Source organism: Mycolicibacterium sichuanense, from assembly GCF_033741125.1.
Lineage (GTDB): Bacteria > Actinomycetota > Actinomycetes > Mycobacteriales > Mycobacteriaceae > Mycobacterium.
Genome location: NZ_JAWQPU010000005.1, coordinates 44,659 through 61,516 on the forward strand (window position 1 = coordinate 44,659; position 16,858 = coordinate 61,516).

General features: G+C 69.7%; 16 protein-coding genes. 2 read left to right on the plus strand and 14 right to left on the minus strand.

Going from position 1 to position 16,858, the window contains the following annotated elements:
* Positions 1-4 precede the first annotated feature (4 nt).
* Positions 5-283, plus strand: coding sequence for a hypothetical protein (locus tag SBI80_RS16140; RefSeq protein WP_318975820.1), 279 nt, complete (start codon positions 5-7; stop codon positions 281-283).
* A gap of 60 nt (positions 284-343) precedes the next feature.
* A complete protein-coding gene (locus SBI80_RS16145) occupies positions 344-526 on the plus strand; it encodes a hypothetical protein (RefSeq protein WP_318975821.1) in 183 nt (60 codons plus the stop codon).
* Positions 527-886: 360 nt separating this feature from the next.
* Here SBI80_RS16145 and SBI80_RS16150 read toward each other — a convergent pair whose 3' ends face one another.
* The 14 genes from SBI80_RS16150 to SBI80_RS16215 are packed head-to-tail and all read right to left on the minus strand — an operon-like array spanning position 887 to position 16,836.
* Positions 887-2,518, minus strand: a complete 1,632-nt coding sequence (locus tag SBI80_RS16150) for an ABC transporter ATP-binding protein (protein WP_318975822.1) — start codon at positions 2,516-2,518, stop codon at positions 887-889.
* Positions 2,515-3,405: an ABC transporter permease gene (locus SBI80_RS16155; RefSeq protein WP_318975823.1), complete on the minus strand. Its 891-nt coding sequence runs from the start codon at positions 3,403-3,405 to the stop codon at positions 2,515-2,517. Before SBI80_RS16155 ends, SBI80_RS16150 begins: the two co-directional genes overlap by 4 nt.
* The gene (locus SBI80_RS16160; protein ID WP_318975824.1) at positions 3,402-4,358 is read right to left on the minus strand and encodes an ABC transporter permease; all 957 of its coding nucleotides are present in this window, start codon (positions 4,356-4,358) and stop codon (positions 3,402-3,404) included. Before SBI80_RS16160 ends, SBI80_RS16155 begins: the two co-directional genes overlap by 4 nt.
* Positions 4,355-5,887 (minus strand): ABC transporter substrate-binding protein, encoded by a 1,533-nt coding sequence (locus SBI80_RS16165; RefSeq protein ID WP_318975825.1) that lies wholly within the window; start codon positions 5,885-5,887, stop codon positions 4,355-4,357. The genes SBI80_RS16160 and SBI80_RS16165 overlap by 4 nt, the downstream gene beginning before the upstream one ends.
* Before the next feature lie 36 nt (positions 5,888-5,923).
* The gene (locus SBI80_RS16170) at positions 5,924-6,586 is read right to left on the minus strand and encodes a GntR family transcriptional regulator (RefSeq protein WP_318975826.1); all 663 of its coding nucleotides are present in this window, start codon (positions 6,584-6,586) and stop codon (positions 5,924-5,926) included.
* Positions 6,583-8,190, minus strand: coding sequence for an ABC transporter substrate-binding protein (locus SBI80_RS16175; protein WP_318975827.1), 1,608 nt, complete (start codon positions 8,188-8,190; stop codon positions 6,583-6,585). The genes SBI80_RS16170 and SBI80_RS16175 overlap by 4 nt, the downstream gene beginning before the upstream one ends.
* 29 nt (positions 8,191-8,219) lie before the next feature.
* On the minus strand, positions 8,220-9,212 hold the full coding sequence (locus tag SBI80_RS16180; protein ID WP_318975828.1) for an ABC transporter permease: 993 nt from the start codon (positions 9,210-9,212) through the stop codon (positions 8,220-8,222).
* A gap of 2 nt (positions 9,213-9,214) precedes the next feature.
* Positions 9,215-10,081, minus strand: a complete 867-nt coding sequence (locus SBI80_RS16185) for an ABC transporter permease (protein WP_318975829.1) — start codon at positions 10,079-10,081, stop codon at positions 9,215-9,217.
* On the minus strand, positions 10,078-11,637 hold the full coding sequence (locus SBI80_RS16190; protein ID WP_318975830.1) for an ATP-binding cassette domain-containing protein: 1,560 nt from the start codon (positions 11,635-11,637) through the stop codon (positions 10,078-10,080). The genes SBI80_RS16185 and SBI80_RS16190 overlap by 4 nt, the downstream gene beginning before the upstream one ends.
* Complete coding sequence (locus SBI80_RS16195) at positions 11,634-12,548, minus strand: polysaccharide deacetylase family protein (RefSeq protein WP_318975831.1); 915 nt, start codon at positions 12,546-12,548, stop codon at positions 11,634-11,636. Before SBI80_RS16195 ends, SBI80_RS16190 begins: the two co-directional genes overlap by 4 nt.
* Positions 12,545-14,050 (minus strand): amidohydrolase family protein, encoded by a 1,506-nt coding sequence (locus SBI80_RS16200; RefSeq protein WP_318975832.1) that lies wholly within the window; start codon positions 14,048-14,050, stop codon positions 12,545-12,547. Before SBI80_RS16200 ends, SBI80_RS16195 begins: the two co-directional genes overlap by 4 nt.
* A complete protein-coding gene (locus tag SBI80_RS16205; protein WP_318975833.1) occupies positions 14,047-14,775 on the minus strand; it encodes an aspartate/glutamate racemase family protein in 729 nt (242 codons plus the stop codon). The genes SBI80_RS16200 and SBI80_RS16205 overlap by 4 nt, the downstream gene beginning before the upstream one ends.
* Positions 14,772-15,656 (minus strand): carbohydrate kinase family protein, encoded by an 885-nt coding sequence (locus SBI80_RS16210; RefSeq protein ID WP_318975834.1) that lies wholly within the window; start codon positions 15,654-15,656, stop codon positions 14,772-14,774. The genes SBI80_RS16205 and SBI80_RS16210 overlap by 4 nt, the downstream gene beginning before the upstream one ends.
* Positions 15,649-16,836: an SIS domain-containing protein gene (locus SBI80_RS16215; protein WP_318975835.1), complete on the minus strand. Its 1,188-nt coding sequence runs from the start codon at positions 16,834-16,836 to the stop codon at positions 15,649-15,651. Before SBI80_RS16215 ends, SBI80_RS16210 begins: the two co-directional genes overlap by 8 nt.
* Positions 16,837-16,858: the final 22 nt, after the last annotated feature.

Genomic DNA, 16,858 nt, shown 5'->3' on the forward strand with positions numbered 1-16,858 from the left:
TTGCGTGCTCGATCCGGTCGTCGTGGTGCTCGTGCTCGCCGAGGTGCTGCCCTCGGTGCTCGAAGTCGACGTCTCCGCGCTCGTCGACGTCTCCGAGGAGGACGCCGCCGACGACGAGGAGGACGCCGAGGGCGCCGTGCTCGACGCTGCCGAACCCGTCGATGCCGCGGTGCTCGACGACGGGCTGGCCGAGGACGGCGTACTGCCACTGCTCGGCGCGAGCCTCTCGCTGCTCGGCGCGGTGCTGCTCGGGCTGGCCGGGCTCTGGCTGGTGGGGCTCTGAGCAGTGGGACTCTGGCTGGCCGGGCTCTGACTGGCCGGGCCCTGGCTGGTGGGGCTCTGGGTGGCGGGGCTCTCGGTGGTGGGGCTCTCGGTGGTGGGGCTCTTGGTCACCGAGGTCACCGGCGGCGGGGTCGACGGCGCCTGCCTGGTCGGCGTGGTGACGGGCTCCTGGGTGGGCTCGGTGGTCGGTGCGACGGGCTCGGGTGCCCTGGTCGCTGCCGGTGCCGGTGCCTCGACCGTCTGAGGGGTGGTCTGCTGCGCCGTGGGCTCGGTGGGGGCGGTCCGCTCGACGGGAGCTTGCGTCACCGCGGCTGGCGGCTCGGGCACGATCGTCGTCGTCGGGCCGCTGGGTCCACCCGGTCCGCCCGGCCCTCCCGGTGCGGCGAGGGCGGGCGTGATGCCCCCCGTCATCGCCGCCAGGGAGATCACCACTCCGGACGCCAGCACGGCGCACACCGTTCGTTTGCGACAAATCTCCAACGGTGCACCCATCGTGGAGCGCCTCCTTCGATCTCGTTTCCCCCGACACTGGTTCGCGGACCAGCGACCGCGCGGCTGACGAACTTTCATCCTTGCCAGGAACATCGGCTCAGGGCCGAGATCGTTACACCCCGGGCACCCGCGGACGAGCCGGTGGGACGGCGGCCAGCAGGGCCCTGGTGTACTCGTCGCGCGGCGCCGCGAACAGCTCGGCGGCCGGGCCGTGTTCGACCGCGGCGCCGGCCCGCATGACCAACACGTCGTGGCTGATCTGCTGGATGACAGCGAGGTCGTGGCCGATGAACAGATAGGTCAGCGCGAGCCGATCCTGCAGGTCCGCGAGCAGCTCGAGGACCTGCGCCTGCACCGACACGTCCAGCGAGGCCGTGGATTCGTCGAGGATCAGCAGCTCGGGCTCCAGCGCCAGCGCCCTGGCGATGCTGACCCGTTGCCGCTGGCCTCCTGACAGCTCGTGGGGGTAGCGGTCGGCGAAGGCGGGCGGCAGCCCGACCAGCTCCAGCAGCTCACCGATGCGACTGCGCCGCCGCGCCTCGTCCGGCGCCAGGCCGTGCACGACGAGCGGCTCGCCGACCGACCTCCCGACCGGCATCCGCGGGTTCAGCGACGAGAAGGGGTCCTGCAGCACCAGGCCGATGCGCCGGCGAAGGGCCTTCTCCGCGCGCCGGCCGCCGCGTCGCCCGGCCGCCAGCACGTCCACGTCGTCGAGGCGCACGGTCCCGGCGTCGGGTCGCACCAACCCGGTCAGCGCGGCGGCGACCGTGGACTTGCCCGACCCCGATTCTCCGACCAGTCCCAGCGTCGCGCCGCGGCGGATGGTGAACGACAGGTCCTTCACCGCGTGCACGGTCGAGCGTCCCGTCGGCGTGGTCACCGAGAATCGGACGTCCAGACCCGACACGTCGAGGAGCACCGCGGCATCGTCGGCCACCGGCGGCGGGCCTGCCGAACCCACCAGCGGACGGGCCTCGAGCAGCTGGCGGGTGTAGGGCTGCCGGGGCCGGTCGAAGACGTCGAGGACGCCGGCCTGCTCGACGACCTCGCCGTCGTGCAGCACGGTGACGTCGTCGGCGACCTGACCGATCACGCCGAGGTCGTGGCTGATCCACACCACCGCCGTGCCGAAGTCGCGCTGCAAGTCGCGCACCAGGTCGATGATCTGTGCCTGGGTGGTCACGTCCAGTGACGTGGTCGGCTCGTCGGCGACCAGCAGTTCGGGGTCGCACGCCAGCGCGATCGCGATCATCACGCGCTGGCGCTGCCCCCCCGAGAGCTGATGCGGATAGGACTCCAACCGCGCCTGCGGATCCGGAAGGCCGACGGCGTCGAGCAACTCCAGTGCCCGCGCCTTGCCCTCCCGGCGGGTCGGCTGGCGGTGGGCCTCGAGCGACTCGGTGATCTGGCGTTCCAGGGTGAGCAGCGGGTTCAGCGACGTCCCCGGATCCTGGAAGACGAAGCCGATCCGGCCGCCGTGCACACCGCGCAGCGCACGGGCGGACGCCCCGACGAGCTGCACCGAATCACCCTGTCCGGCAAGGATGCTCGATCCGCTGACGACGGCCCCGGGCGCATCGAGCAATCCAGTCGCGGCGAGCACGGTCATCGACTTGCCCGAGCCCGACTCCCCCACGATGCCGTGGGTGGCCTCGCGCGGCACCGTCAGCGAGACGCCGCGCACGATGTGCCGGTTGCCGATCCGCACGTTCAGGTCGGCGACCTCGAGGGCGGGGGCGGTCATCGCGTCCTCCGGGATTCGGCCACCGTGCGCTGCTTGGGGTCGAGCACGTCGCGCATCCCGTCACCGAAGAGGTTGAACGCCAACACGATCACGAAGATCGCGGCACCGGGGAACACGGCCATCCACCAGGCCAGCGTGACGAAACCCTGGGAGTCGAAGATCATCCGGCCCAGCGACGGCTCCGGCGGCTGGATGCCGAGCCCGAGGAACGACAGCGCCGCCTCGGAGAGGATCGCGAAGGCAAGCGACAGCGAGGTCTGCACGATCAGCGGGCCCGCGATGTTCGGCAAGACGTGGCGAAACAGGATGTAGGCGTGCCCGGTGCCCATGGTGCGCGACACCGCGACGAACGGCTCGACCCGGACGCCGAGGGTGCTGGCACGCGCGACGCGGGCGAAGATCGGCGTGTAGACCACGCCGATGGCCAGCATCGTGGTCGTCACGCCGGGGCCGAGGATGGCGACGATCGCGAGCGCCAGCAGCAGCACCGGGAAGGCGAACATCACGTCGACCACCCTCATGAACACGGTGTCCACCCAGCCTCCGCGGTAGCCCGCGACGACCCCGATGGTGACCCCGACGACGACGGCGAACGCGACGCTGACCAGCGCGACCTGCATCGAGGCCTGCACGGCGACCAGCACCCGGGAGAACACGTCGCGGCCGAGCTCGTCGGTGCCGAACCAGTGCGCCCCGCTGGGACCGCGCAACGCGCTCGGCACGTCGACGTCGTTGACACCCTGCGGGGCAATCCATTTCGCGCCAACGGCGATGATCAGCACCGCCAGCAGCAGGACGGCGCTGACGACGGTGACGGGATTGCCCGCGAGCAACCGCCACGAGCTGACCCTGGCGGTGTCGACGGCCTCGATCGTCTCCTCGGTCATGACAGCCGGATCCTCGGGTCGACGACGGCGTACAACAGATCCACGATCAGGTTGATCAGCAGGAACAGCACCGCCATCAGCAGCACTGCCCCCTGGATCACCGGATAGTCGCGGGCGGCCACGGAGTTGTAGACCAGTCGGCCGAGTCCCGGCCAGGCGAAGACCACCTCGACGACGATCACGCCGCCCAGGATGGTGGCGAGCTGAATGCCGGTGATGGTCAGGATCGGCACCAGCGCATTGCGCACGGTGTGGCGGAACGTGACCACCCGCGGGGAGAGCCCCTTGGAGCGGGCGGTTCGCACGTAACCCATCGAGGCCACCTCGAGAACGGCGGATCGGACGTAGCGGGTCAGGATGGCCGCGGCCACCAGACCGACCGTCAAGCCCGGCAGCACCAGGTGGCTCAGCCATCCTCCCGGGTCCTGCGACAGCGGCCGGTAGCCGGAGGTGGGCAGCCAGCCCAGCGTCGTGGCGAACAGCGCAATCAGCAGGATGCCCATCCAGAAGTCGGGAATCGACACGCCGAATTGGCTCGTGACCCGGACGATCGCGTCGCTGACTCGACCCTGGTGCAGTGCCGACCAGATCCCCGCGGGCAGCGCGATTAGCAGCGCGACGACGATGCCGAACCCGGCCAGCGACACGGTGGCGGGCAGCCTGTCCAGCAGTATCTCGGTGACGGGATCTCCGTTGCGGAAGCTGACGCCGAGATCCCCGGTCAACGCCGAACCGACGTAGCTGAAGAACTGTTGGACCAGCGGCCGGTCCAAACCACTCGCGGCGCGCAGTGCGTCGTAGGCCTGCGGCGTGTACCTGGTGCCGAGCGCGATGCGCACCGGGTCACCTGGCACCAGTTGGACGAGCGCGAACACGACGATCAGCACGCCGACGAGCACGATCGCCGAATACGCGAGGCGCCGGGCCAGGAACCGAAGGACGGGATGGCTCATCGGGCCTGTCCCCCGTTCAGGCTGGCGGTCCGAAAGCGCACCGCTCCGTCGCGGCGGGCGTCGTAGCCGGACAGGTTGGTGGTCCAGGCCTGCACGACCGCAGGATTGTAGAGGTAGACGTAGCTGACCTGATCGGCGATGATCGTCGCCGCCTTGGCGTAATCCTGTTGGCGGGCTTGCCGATCGGTCTCGACGCGCCCGGCGTCGAGCAGCCGGTCGACCTCGGGATCGGAGAACTTCTGAGCATTGCTCGTCCCGTTGGTGTGGTGCTGGGCGTAGTAGAAGTCATCGGGGTCGATGTTGCCCAGCCAGCCCATCATCAGCATGTCGAAGTGCCCGGAGTTCTGTTCGTCGAGCCACGTGGCGAAGTCGACGGTGCGGATGTCGACGGTGATCCCCAGCGGCGCCAGGTTGTCGGCGATCACCTGGGCGGCGGTGACCGTCTCGGGATATTCGCTGGTGACCAGCATGTCCATCCGGTCGGGGTGCGCGCCCGCCTCGTCGAGCAGCCGCTTGGCCTCCCCGGTGTCGTAGCGGTACCGGTCATACGGTGTGTACCACGGGTTGCCCTCGGGGATGGCCAGCTGGTTCGCGGTGGCGCTACCGTAACTCGTTGCAGCCACGATGGATTGGCGGTCGATGCCGTACGCGATGGCCTGGCGCACCCGAGGGTCGTTCCATGGCGCCTTCGCCTCGTTGAGCGCCAAGTACCAGTAGTCGTTGCTCGGCGTGACGGCCAGTTTCAGGGAGTCGTCGCCCCGTAGCTGCGAGATGCGCTGCGTCGGTACGGAATCTGTCCAGTCGATCTCACCGGCCTGCAGGGCCGAGATCGCGGTCGACGGCTCGGTGATGAATTCGAACGTCACCCCCGGAACCTTCGGGGGGCCACCCCAGTAGGTTGGGTTGGCCCGCAACACGATCAAGTCGCCACTCTTGCGCGAGACGAAGGCGAACGGTCCGGTGCCAATCGGGTGCGTCGCGATCTGACCGCTCTCGACGTTCTTGCGCGACACGATGGCCATGCCCTTGAATCCGCCGATGTTGGTCAGCAGGTTGGGCGTTGGCTGCTTGACCCGAATCACGACGGTGTCCGGCCCGATCGCGCGGACGTCGGTCACGGAGCTGAACTTGTCGACGTTGGCCAGCTTCTGGTCGATGATCCGACGGTAGGAGTAGACGACGTCGTCGGCACCGAAGGGACTGCCATCGTGGAAGGTCACGCCCGTGCGCAGGTGGAAGGTCCAGGTGAGCTGATCGGGTGAGACCTCCCACGTCTGAGCCAGCGCCGGACGCATCTCGAGGTTCGCGTCGGGTTCGACCAGCGTGTCGAAGACGTTCTCCAGCACCTCGAACGAGAAGTAGGCACTGGTCTTCTGCGGGTCCAACTGGTCGGGTTCACCGGCGATCGCGGCGATCAGGTTGCCCGACGAAGCCCCCAGGTCGACGCGCTGCGCCGGAGCGCACGACACCGACGCGAGGAGCACGGCGACGGCCACGACGATGCTCACGACGGCCGGTGGTTGTCGCATCAGCCACGTCTACCCGCTAGGTCGCGATTGCACACCCTAGGATTGCATCTTGTCCCGCATGGCCTCGTGCGTCGGCTGTCGATCTCGTTCGATGTGGGCGTAGGCCACCGACTCGGCCACCCGCTCGTTGGCGGAGGCGATCGCGTCCCGCAGCAGCACGTGGTCGTGGAATGCCTCGTCGGCGGGCAATCCGCTGGTGAGGTAGAACAGCCAGGTGATGCGGCCCGAGATCGACTGCATCAACCCGACCATCAGCTCGTTGCCCGACGTGCGGATGACGGCCTCGTGAAACGCGGTGCTGGTCTTGGCGATCGAGTACGCATCCCCACCGGCCACGGTGTGCTGCGCCTCGGCAAGGGCGTCGTCCAACGCGTCCATCCCGCCACCGAGGCCGACCTGGCGTGCCGCGTAGCGCGCCGCGCCCACCTCCAGGGACAAGCGCACGTCGAACAGCTCGTCGATGGCCTTGGCGGTCCAGCTGGCCACCACCGCCCCCCGCCGCGGTCGCGACTGCACGAAGCCGTCGCGTTCCAGCCAGGGCACCGCCTCCCGCAGCGGAACCCGAGAGACGTCCAGCTCCTCACCGATGCGCTGCTCCGGGAGTCGGCTACCCTGCGGATACTGGCCGAGGATGATGCGCTCCCTGACCGTGGAGTAGACCAGCCGCGACAGCGACTGCGGCGGGAGGTCGCTGGTCACCCCGCGATACCGAGCAACGAGAAGTTCAGCTCGTTGGCGCCGATGTTCTGGCTCTGCGGCACCCCGGTCAGCCACTTCTGCGCGACGACCCAGTCCTTGTTGTAGGACAGGTTCAGGAAGCATCCGGTCTGGCCGTAGAGATCTCCGGCCTCGACGTACGTCGCGGTGTCCCCCGTGCCGAGCGCCTGGTCCAGCAGAGCGTTGACTTCCTTTGACTCGCAACCGAAGTAGTTGATGCCACCGGAGGCGTCCCAGAACACGTGACCCCACATGTACGGGTCGCCACCGTCGGGGCCGTTGTTGCCGTCGATGAACGCGTCGGGTCCGGTCGGCGGGTTGTTGATCCAACCGAAGACCGTCGACGTGTCGTATCCCTGGGCCGAGGCGGTCAGGCCGTCGGTCTGCAGGTTCGCGACGACGATGTTGGCCATCGACTGGGCGTTGACGTTGCCATTGGCGTAGCCGATCACCAGGTTCTTCGGGGCATTGGCGGGCAGTGCCGCGACGTAGTTCTTCAGCGCCGCAGCGTCGAAACTGATCGCCTGCTTGTCTTGGACACCGGACCCGCCGGGGATCATGCCCTTCGCGTACATGGTGGTCGCCACGTCGGAACGCTTTCCGAGCACCTGGTTCACCAGGGCGGCCTGGTCGATCGACTTGAGGAATGCGACGCGGGCGTCGGCGGTCTTGAAGAATTCGTGGCTCGGGTTCACCGTCACCAGGGCACCCTGCAGCGTGGGCAGGAAGTAGTTCGACACTCCCGCCGCCTTGGAGTACTTGTCCAGGCTCGACGACGGCAGCGCCGCGACGATGGTGTCGACGGTGCCGTTGTCGAACGCCAGCTCGAGCGCGGATTCATCGGTGTAGACCGGCAATTCGATCTTCTTGAAGGGCGACTTCTGCCCCCAGTAGCCGTCGTACTGCGTCATCTCGTACTTGACCCCGGTCTGGGCCGTCGTCAGCTGGTAGGGCCCGGTGCCGAGGTCGTGGGACGACAGGTAGGTCTGGGCGTCGTCGGAACCGGCGTTGGCCTTGAGCCCCTGCGGAGATTCCATCTTGGGGCCGAACGGTGAGGCCAGATAGCTCAGGAAGGCGGTGTTGGGCTTGGTCAGCGTGATCACCGCGGTGTAGTCATCGGGCGTCGCGACACCCTTGACGGCCTCGACCATGTATGACGCGCCGCCCTTGACCGCGATGCGGCGCTTGAACGCGACGTCGACCGCAGCGGAGGTGAACGGCGTCCCGTCGTGGAAGGTGACGCCCTTGCGCAGGTGGAAGGTGTACACGTCGTGAGTGGGGTTGACCTCCCACGACTCCGCCAATCGCGGCGCGATCTGGACGGTGTCGGTGTCGTTCTCGTACTGGACCAGGCCTTCATAGGCGTTGATCATGATCGCCGTGCCGTTGTTGGCGTAGTAGATGTCGGGGTCGGGTGGCTGGCCGATGTCACCGAGCAGGCCGACGGTCAAGGTCCCGTCGGTGGGCGCGGCCCCGCCACCGCCACCGCCGCCTCCGGACGGTGTGCCGGAACTGCAGCCGGCGATGACGAGAGTCATTGCGGCGCAGGCACTGAAGAGGCCGGTGCGCAGCCTCTGGGTGGGCATGCCTTGATTGGACACAGCAGTACTCCTTCTCATTCGGCGGCTATTCGGGGGTCGGCGACGGCCTGCAGCAGGTCCACCACCGCGTTCGATACGACGTAGATGGCACCGAGCACCAGCGTCACCCCGGCGATGGCCGGGAAGTCGGCGACCGGGATGGACGCCGCGAGGTAGTTGCCGATGCCCGGCCAGGAGAAGATCTGCTCGACGACCACGACGCCGGCGAACATGAACCCGAGCTGTAGTCCGGCCATCGACAGCGCGGGGCCGATCGCGTTGCGCACGACGTGGTGGGCCACGATCCTGGTCTCCGACAAGCCCTTCGAGCGCGCGGTCCGGACGTAGTCGGCGCCGAGCACGCCCTGCAGCGACGACCGGAACACCCGGCCGATGGCGACCGCGGGCGCGATCGCCAACACCACGGCGGGCAGCACCAGATGCCGGAGCGCGTCGAGGAAGGCGTCGGCCTGCCCGTGCACCAGGGTGTCGACCACTTGCATTCCGAACGGGCCGGGGTCCTGGAAGTCGCCGACCCCGCGTGCGGGCAACCACCCGAGCTGACCGAAGAACACGATGATGCCGACGAGCGCGAGCAGGAACGGCGGCGCCGTGGCCAGCAGCAGCAGGACACCGCGTCCCACCGCCGCGCCCGGCCAGCGCAGCGCACCGGACAGCGCGTAGAGCGATGCCAGGGCCAGCGCGAGCAGGAACGCGACGACGACGAGTTCGGCAGTGGCGGGCAGGTAGGTGGCGATGTCGGCGGTCACCGGTTGCCTCGTGCGCAGGGACCGACCGAGGTCGCCGGTGAAGAGGCCTCCTACGAACCGGACGAACTGCTGAGCGAGTGGATCGTCGAGTCCGAGCCGGTGACGCTCGGCGGCCACCATCTCGTTGGAGGCGTTGGCGCCGACGTAGGCGCGCGCCGGGTCCCCGGGTGAGACCGCCTGCAGCAGGAAGATCACGAACGACAGGATCAGCAGGATGAGCACCGCGATGGAGAACCTGCGGACGAGGAAGGACGTCATGACTACCTCCGCACCGGGATGAGATTGCGGATGGCGTCGCCACCGAGATTGGCCACCAGCGTCAGCAGCAGCACCGCGAGGCCGGGCACGCCGGGCACCCACCACTGGCTCAGCAGCTGGCTCAGCGCCCGTGCCGTATCGGCGCCGAGTTCGGGTGCCGGCGCCTGCTGACCGAGCCCCAGGAATGACAGCGCGGCCAGCAGCAGCACCACGTTTCCGATGTCTAGGCTGGCGGTGATGATCGCCGTTGGCACGACGCCCGGCAGCAGATGTCGGGTCAGGATCCGCCACCGCCCGGCCTTGGCCAGCCGGGCGGCCTCGACGTGGGGCCGGGCAGCGAGCGCCTTGACCTCGCCGCGCACGATGCGTGCGTAGTAGGGCCACCACACCAGCGCGACGCCGATCAGCGTGTTGGTTAGGCCGGAACCGAGCGCAGCAACGACGGCGATCGCTACCAGGGCACCGGGCAGGGCAAGGAACAGGTCGGTGATGCGCATGAGGAACAGCGAGTCGACCCAGCCTCCGGTTGCACCGGCGACCAGGCCGACGGTGCCGCCGATGAGCAGCCCGCTGGCCACGATGGCCAGGGCGCTCAGCCAGCTGACCTGAATTCCGATCAGCGTGCGGGACAAAAGATCTCGGCCGATGCCGTCGGTGCCCAGTAGATGACCGGGGCTCAGCGGGGGCAGATTGATCGCCCCCACGGGTTGAATCGGATCGAAGGGAGCCAACATTCGCGCGAACGACGCGACCAGCGTCACCGCGATCAGCAGGCCGACCAGCGCCCACGCCGTCGGCCGGCTCAGGTGCGCTCCCCCGGCGCTGACGGGCCGCAGTCGCCAACGGGGTATCACCGTCGTCGTCGTCACGAGGCGGCTCCCTCCGCTATCTCGGGTACCGCCGCGAGCAGGGCGCGCGTGTAGGCCGCCCGCGGCTCGGACACCACCTGCTCGGCGGGACCCAGCTCGACGATCCGGCCGCCCTGCATGACGGCGATGCGATCGCCCATCAGCCGCGCGACCGCAAGGTCGTGGGTGACGAACAGCACGGTCATGCCAATCCGGGCCCGCAGATCGCGGATCAGCGCCAACACGCTCTTGGCCAGCGAGGCGTCCAGGGCGCTGGTTGGTTCATCGCACAGCAGGACCGACGGAGGGATCATGGTGGCGCGGGCCAGCCCGACGCGCTGGCGCTGTCCCCCCGAGAGTTCACCGGGTCGGGCGTCGAGGACCTCGGGCGGCAGGTCGACCGCGGCCAGCGCCTCGCGGACCCGGTCACGAACGGCGGTGCGCGACAGCTTCAGCGGGCGCAACCGCTCGCCCAGCGTCTCGCCGATCGAGAGCCACGGGGTGAGTGACGAACCGGCGTCCTGGAACACCATCTGCGGTCCACCGTCACCGGCCAGCGTCACCGATCCGCTGGTCGGCCGTTCCAGGCCGGCCACGATCCGCAGCAGCGTCGACTTACCCGAACCGCTCTCCCCGACGATCGCCACCGCCTCGCCCGCCGCGACGTCCAGGTCGACGCCGTCGACGGCGGCGATCTCCTGCCTGCCGCGACGTCCACGCCGCACGTGGAATGCCTTGCGCAGGTCCCGGATCGCGACGGCGGGCGCGGTGTCGTCCTCGGCCGCGGTGGCGAACCGTTCGTCGCGCGGCATCGTCAGCGTCAGCCGCGACGCCAGCAGCGACCGGGTGTATTCGTGCCGTGGATTGCGCACGACGTCGGCGGCGACACCGATTTCGACGAGCTCGCCGCGATGCATCACCGCGAGGCGGTCGGCGATCTGGTCGGCGACGCCGAGGTCGTGGGTGATCAGCAGCACCGAGCACCCGAAGTCGTCGCGCAACTCGCGTAGCAGGTCCAGCAGCTGCGCCTGCACGGTGACGTCGAGCGCGGTGGTCGGTTCGTCGGCCACCACCAGCTTGGGGTGGCCCGCCACCGCGATCGCCGCCATCACGCGCTGGCGCAGGCCACCGGACAGTTCGTGCGGGTAGACCCGCAGCCGCAGTTCGGCGTCCCTGACCCCGACGGTCTCCAACAGCCGCACCGACTCGGCGTCGTCACCGGTGGCCTCACCGATCTGCCGGCCGATCCGCATCGTCGGGTTGAGCGAGGTCATCGGATCCTGGAAGATCGCGCCGAGCACCTCGCGGCGCACCCTGCGCAGCTCGTCCGGCTTGGCGTGCAGCAGGTCGGCGCCACCGACGGTGACCCGGCCCGCGGTGACCGGATGCGACTCGGGAGGTAGCAGTCCCAACAGGCTCAGTGCGAGAACGCTCTTGCCGGAACCGGATTCACCGACCAGACCTAGAATCTCACCGGGTTGGATCCGGAGGTCGACGTGGTCGAGCACTTGGCTGCGGACGCCGTTGCGCACCAACGACAGGGAGAAGCCGTCGACGACGGCGACGGGTTCGGTCACGGGGTCACCTCCTGACGCTCGGCGGTCGGGAACAGGTGCGGCGAGTCGACGACGGCGCGGTGGATCTCACCGGGCGTCGTCAGCCAGACGCCCTCGCTGGCGGCGATCCGTTCCAGCGCCTGACCGACCGCCCTCAGCCGGAAGGGCGCGCCGCTGATGAACGAGTGCAGCACGACGCTCATCACCAGGGGCACGTCCGCGGCCGCGGCACTGAGTTCGGTGAACTCGTCGTCGATCATGGCGGCAAAGTCCCGCGGTGACACGCTGCGGCCGATCATCGTCGACGAGTCGTTGAGCTCGGCGGCGTACGGGATCGCCAGCAGCAGGCCGGCTTCGGTGCTCAGCCACACCGGCTGGTCGTCGAGGCGCAGATCGAGCAGATAGCGGTAACCACTGGCGGCCAGCAGGCTCAACGTGTTCGGGGTGTGGCTCAGCCATGGGCTCGACCAGCCGCCCGGCGCCGCGCCCTCCTCGGCGCGGATGCGCTGGGCGACGTCGCTCAAATAGGTGCGCTCGGCGGCGGGGGTGAGCCCGGACAGCGTGTCGGAGTTGGAGCGGCCGTGCCCGACGATCTCGGCGGCGACGGTGCGCGCCGCGGCCAGCACGTCGGGTGCCTCGTCGTAGACGTCGGTGTTCAGCAGCACGGTCGGCGGGATGCCAAGGCGGCCAAGGCGTTCGAACAGCCGGAAGGCACCGACCCGGTTGCCGTAGTCGCGCCAGGCGGTGTTCACCACGTCCGGGGCGGGCACGTCGGCCAGCACGTCCTCGGTATGTCCGTCACCGAACCGGTAGGACTCGACGCCGACGCACACCACGACGGCCAGCCGTGCTCCGTTGGGCCAGCGTCCGTGCGGCCGGTCCGGCAGCGGCCTGTATGGGTAGTTGGCCGGGTTGGCGATGCCCTCGGTCATGGTGCCAGCCAGCGGCTGAAGCCGACGTCCGTCGCGGCGGCCCGGCGGACGACGTGCCGATAGGCGGGATACAGCCCGTCGGCGCCGCGCCGGGCGGATCGGATCGCAGGAAGCTTGGCGGCGAACACTTCTCGGGCCTCGTCCAACAGCGCGGCCTCGTCGACGCTGATGACGCGGCCACGTTCGGCCACCACCCGACCGGCCACCATCGTCAGCACGACGTCGCCCCCGTCCTCGCAGTGCACCAGTTGCTCCCGTAGGTCGTTGAGTGGCGTGAACGCGATCGCATGTAGATCGAGCAACGCCAGGTCGGCCAGCATCCCCGGAGCGACCGCACCGAGATCGGCCCGTCGGGTGGCACGGGCGCCCCCCGACCACAGCGCGTCGAGAACCTCGGCGGCTGTGGGCCAGTCGTCGCTGTCCAAACCGGAGACGTTGTGGATCAGCCCGGCGGTCTTGGCGACGGTCCAGACGTTGACCGAGTCGTCGCAGATCGCCTCGTCGGTGCCGAGTGCCACCGGGATGCCGCGCTCCAGCATCGCGCGCCACGGCAGCACGCCGCTGCCGAGCCGCAGGTTGCTGACGGGGTTGTGCACCACGGTCGCGCCCGACCCGGCGATGACGTCGAGGTCGGCGTCGTCCACCCAGACGGCGTGGATGACGTTGGTGTGCGGCTTCAAGAGCCCCGCGGCTGCGGTGTATTGCACCAGTGACCGGCCAGCGAACCGGCGCTGCTCGGTCATCAGCGTGCGCTGGACCTTGGTCTCGAGCATGTGCGCGTACAGCGGCGCGCCGTGGCGCTCGGCGAGATCGTCGAGCGCGGCGAAGTACTCCAGGCTGACACGCTGCGGCGCGGAGATCGACACGGCGGCGCGAATGCGGTCATCCGCCGCGCCGTGCCACGTCCCGATCAGGTGGTCGTAGGCCTCGAGCAGCTGCGCGGCCGGCGCCGGGGCCGGTTCGGCGAACGTCCGGCGCACGGTGGGGTCGAGCTCGTCGACGAACGGCAGCTTCTCGGACTCGGTGAGCTCGGGTTGGTCCAGTGCGAGGAACGCTCGAATCCCGCTGTCGCGGTATGCCATTGCCACGGCATCGATGACGTCCGGATCGGGGAACGGCATCAGGAAGGCGTCGTCCTGGACGCAGGTGATGCCGCGCTGCAGCATCTCGATGGCGCCCAGCATCGTCCGCAGGTACGCCTCGCGCGGGGTGGGTGTCAGCGCAGGATCGGCCGGCGACTCGAAGAGCATGAACAATTCGAGCGGCAGGCTGCGGACCGAACCCTTCAGGTGGTTGGCCGGAGAGTGGAAGTGCGCGTTGATCAGTCCGGGCACCAGCAGGTGGCGGCCGGCTCCCTCGACCACCCGGGCATCCGACGGCACGGGCAGGCCGTCGGCGATCGCCGCGATGCGGTCACCGTCGACGAGCACGTCGACGGGTCCGGTCATCGCCTCGGGTGCGGCGGCGTCGTAGACCAGGACGTCGCGGAAGAACACCGTCACGACCGATCCCCCTCGGTCGGGCCGAACGGCGGAAGGCCCGGCACCGCGGCAAAGGTGTTGGCGCGGGAGGTGTTCAGGCCCATGGCGACCAGACCGGAGGCGATGCCGACCGCAGCAGCGACCCCGTCGATCACCGGCTGGCCCACCGCACGGGACAGCGGGCCGGCCAGGTCGGCGAGACCGGCGCAGCCAAGGACCACGGCCTCGCTGCCGTGGGTGGCCGTGGCGGTGTGGGCCGCCTCGGCGAATGCGTCGAGCAGATGGGCGGAGCCGCCCACCAGTCCGGCGACGGGCTCGTCGACGGCCACCACGCTGCAGCGGTGCTCGAGGCCGAGGGCACGCACGACGCGTTCGCTGTGGGCGACGGTGCGGGCGGGCATCGTCACCACGACGAAGCGGTGCGCCACCAGGCAGGCGGTCTGCAGGGCCGCCTCGGTCATCCCGACGACCGGGCAGGTGGCCACCTCGCGGGCCGCCGCGACGCCGGTGTCACCGAAGCAGGCGACCACGAATGCGTCGGTCTGCGCCTGGTGGCGGCGTACCAGATCGAGCACCCCGACCGCAGCGACGGCCTCCTCTGCGTGGCTCTCCACGCTGGGCACGCCAACTGCCGGGTTGGCGCCCGTGACGGTGACTCCCCGTCCCGAAACAACCTGTGCTGCAGCAACTATCGTATCCGTCAGCGCGCCGGAGGTATTGGGGTTGAGCACGGTGATCCTGGTCATCGGTCGGCCCCGTTCGACACCGCGGCCAGCAGCGCGCTCACCCCGGCACCACTGACCGCCACACGTGCGGCGGCGGCACCGGCGGCCGCGGCGGCCTTGGCATCGCCACTGCGCAGATGTTCGGTCGCGAAGGCACCGCAGAACGCGTCCCCCGCGCCGGTGCTGTCTACCGGCTCGACCACCTCGGTGGGCAGCAGCACGGCCTGGGGGCGCTCCCTGGTCGCCAGCAGGCAGCCCGCCGCGGCCAGTTTGATCACCACCACACGCGGCCCCAGTGCCAGGAAGCCAGCCGCCGCAGCCACCATGTCACCAGTGCCGGCCAGCGCCGCGGCCTCGATCTCGCTCGGCAGGAAGACGTCGCAGGCTTGCACGGCGTCCAGCAGCGCCTCCAGGTTGCCGGCGAGGTAGTCCTCCTGCGGATCGAAGTAGATGGTGGCCGCGGTGTGCGCCCGCAACCAGCTGGCCAGCTCGAGCTGCGCGTGCAGGGCCATCGCCGAGACCAAGATTCCGGGTGCCCCCAGCGCCTCGGGACCGACGTCGGCCGGATGCACCGACATGGACTCGAAGTGCTCGACACCGTGGCTGAGCTGCCAGGTGCGGCCGCCGGTGTCGTCGTAGCGAACGACGTTGCGCACCAAGGGAAGATCGCGTCGCGGCAGCGACTCCGGTTCGGTGCCGGCCAGGTGCAGCGCCGAGAGCAGCGCAGGCGGAGCGTCGACGCCCATCGGCGCCAGGATCCTCGGGTCCCCGGCGACCAAGCGTGCGGCCAGGGCGGCGTAGAGGGCGTCGCCCCCAACGGATTCGACGTGTTCGCCGGACGGGGACACCGCCTCGTCGATCGTCAGGTTGCCGATGCACACCAGTCGCGGAGCCTCACTCACCGGCGGCCGCCGCGGCGTAGCTGCTCAGCCCGAGGTGATAGCCGACGAGCTGGACGGGCGGCAGATAGACCAAGGGCGACAGCGCCTCCGGCACGTCGGGCAGGGTGATCACCCGAGCCCCGGACGCCTCGAAGGCGTCGAAGGCGTGCTCGCCCTCGGTGGTCAGCACGTAGAGCCGACCACCCCAGCGCAGCGCGTCACGCCCGGTGTCGACGGCCCGCGGCACGGTGGGTCCGGTCGGGGCGATCAGGAACAGCGGTTCGCCCGCCTTCTGCGAGTTGTAGTGGTGGTACTCCTCCACCTGGATCTCCACCGCGTGCAGCGTGGTGCACTCCTTGACCTTGGCGGCACCGACGATCGCGGTCGCCAGGTTCGGTCCCCCGCCGGAGAACAGCACGTTCTGCACGCCGGCCGCGACCTCGCCGGCGGCGATGCCGGCGACGAGGGAGTCGATCCCCTCGAGCACCCCGGTGATCAGGTCGGGCAGGGCGTCGAAGGCCGTGCGCCACGCCGCCGCCTCGGCGGGCACCCGCCGCTCGCCGACGCGGATGGCGAGCTCGAGCAGCAACGCCAGTGCTGCCGTGGACGACTGGGTGGGCCAGCCGACGCGGGTGGCCTCGATCTTCAGCGCGGTGGCGGCCTCGGACTGCAGCGTCGAACCAGCGGTGTTGGTGATGGCAACGGTATACGATCCGCGGTGTTGCGCCATCAAGAGCGCTTCCACCGTCCGCGTCGTCTCCCCCGAGCTGGACAGCGCGACGACGGCGGTCGACGCGTCGACCAGACCCGCCTGGTAGTACGCGAACTCCAGGCTCTGCACGGGTTCGCAGGGCACCCCGAGCATGGCCTCGAGCGCCACCCGAGCGGCCACCATCACCGCCAGCGAATCGCCGCAACCCACCAGCATGACCCGGTCGACACCGTTGCTGAGCCGCTCGGCGATCGCGTCCAACGGATGGGCGTTGAGCTGCAACGTCGCCCGAATAGCCGCGGGCTGACCGAAGAGCTCCGGGCCAGTCGCCTCGACCCGGAACCGCAGCTTGGGATCAAGCGGATCGTTGCTCGGCAGCGCCAGGATGTGGGCCCGCTCGGCGTCGGACACCCGCTGCACGACGGCTCGCTGACGCTCGTCGAGCAGCTCGGCAGCGGGATCCAACAGCGGGCTGGCAGGAGTCGTCATCCGGCGGGGCACCCTCGTCACT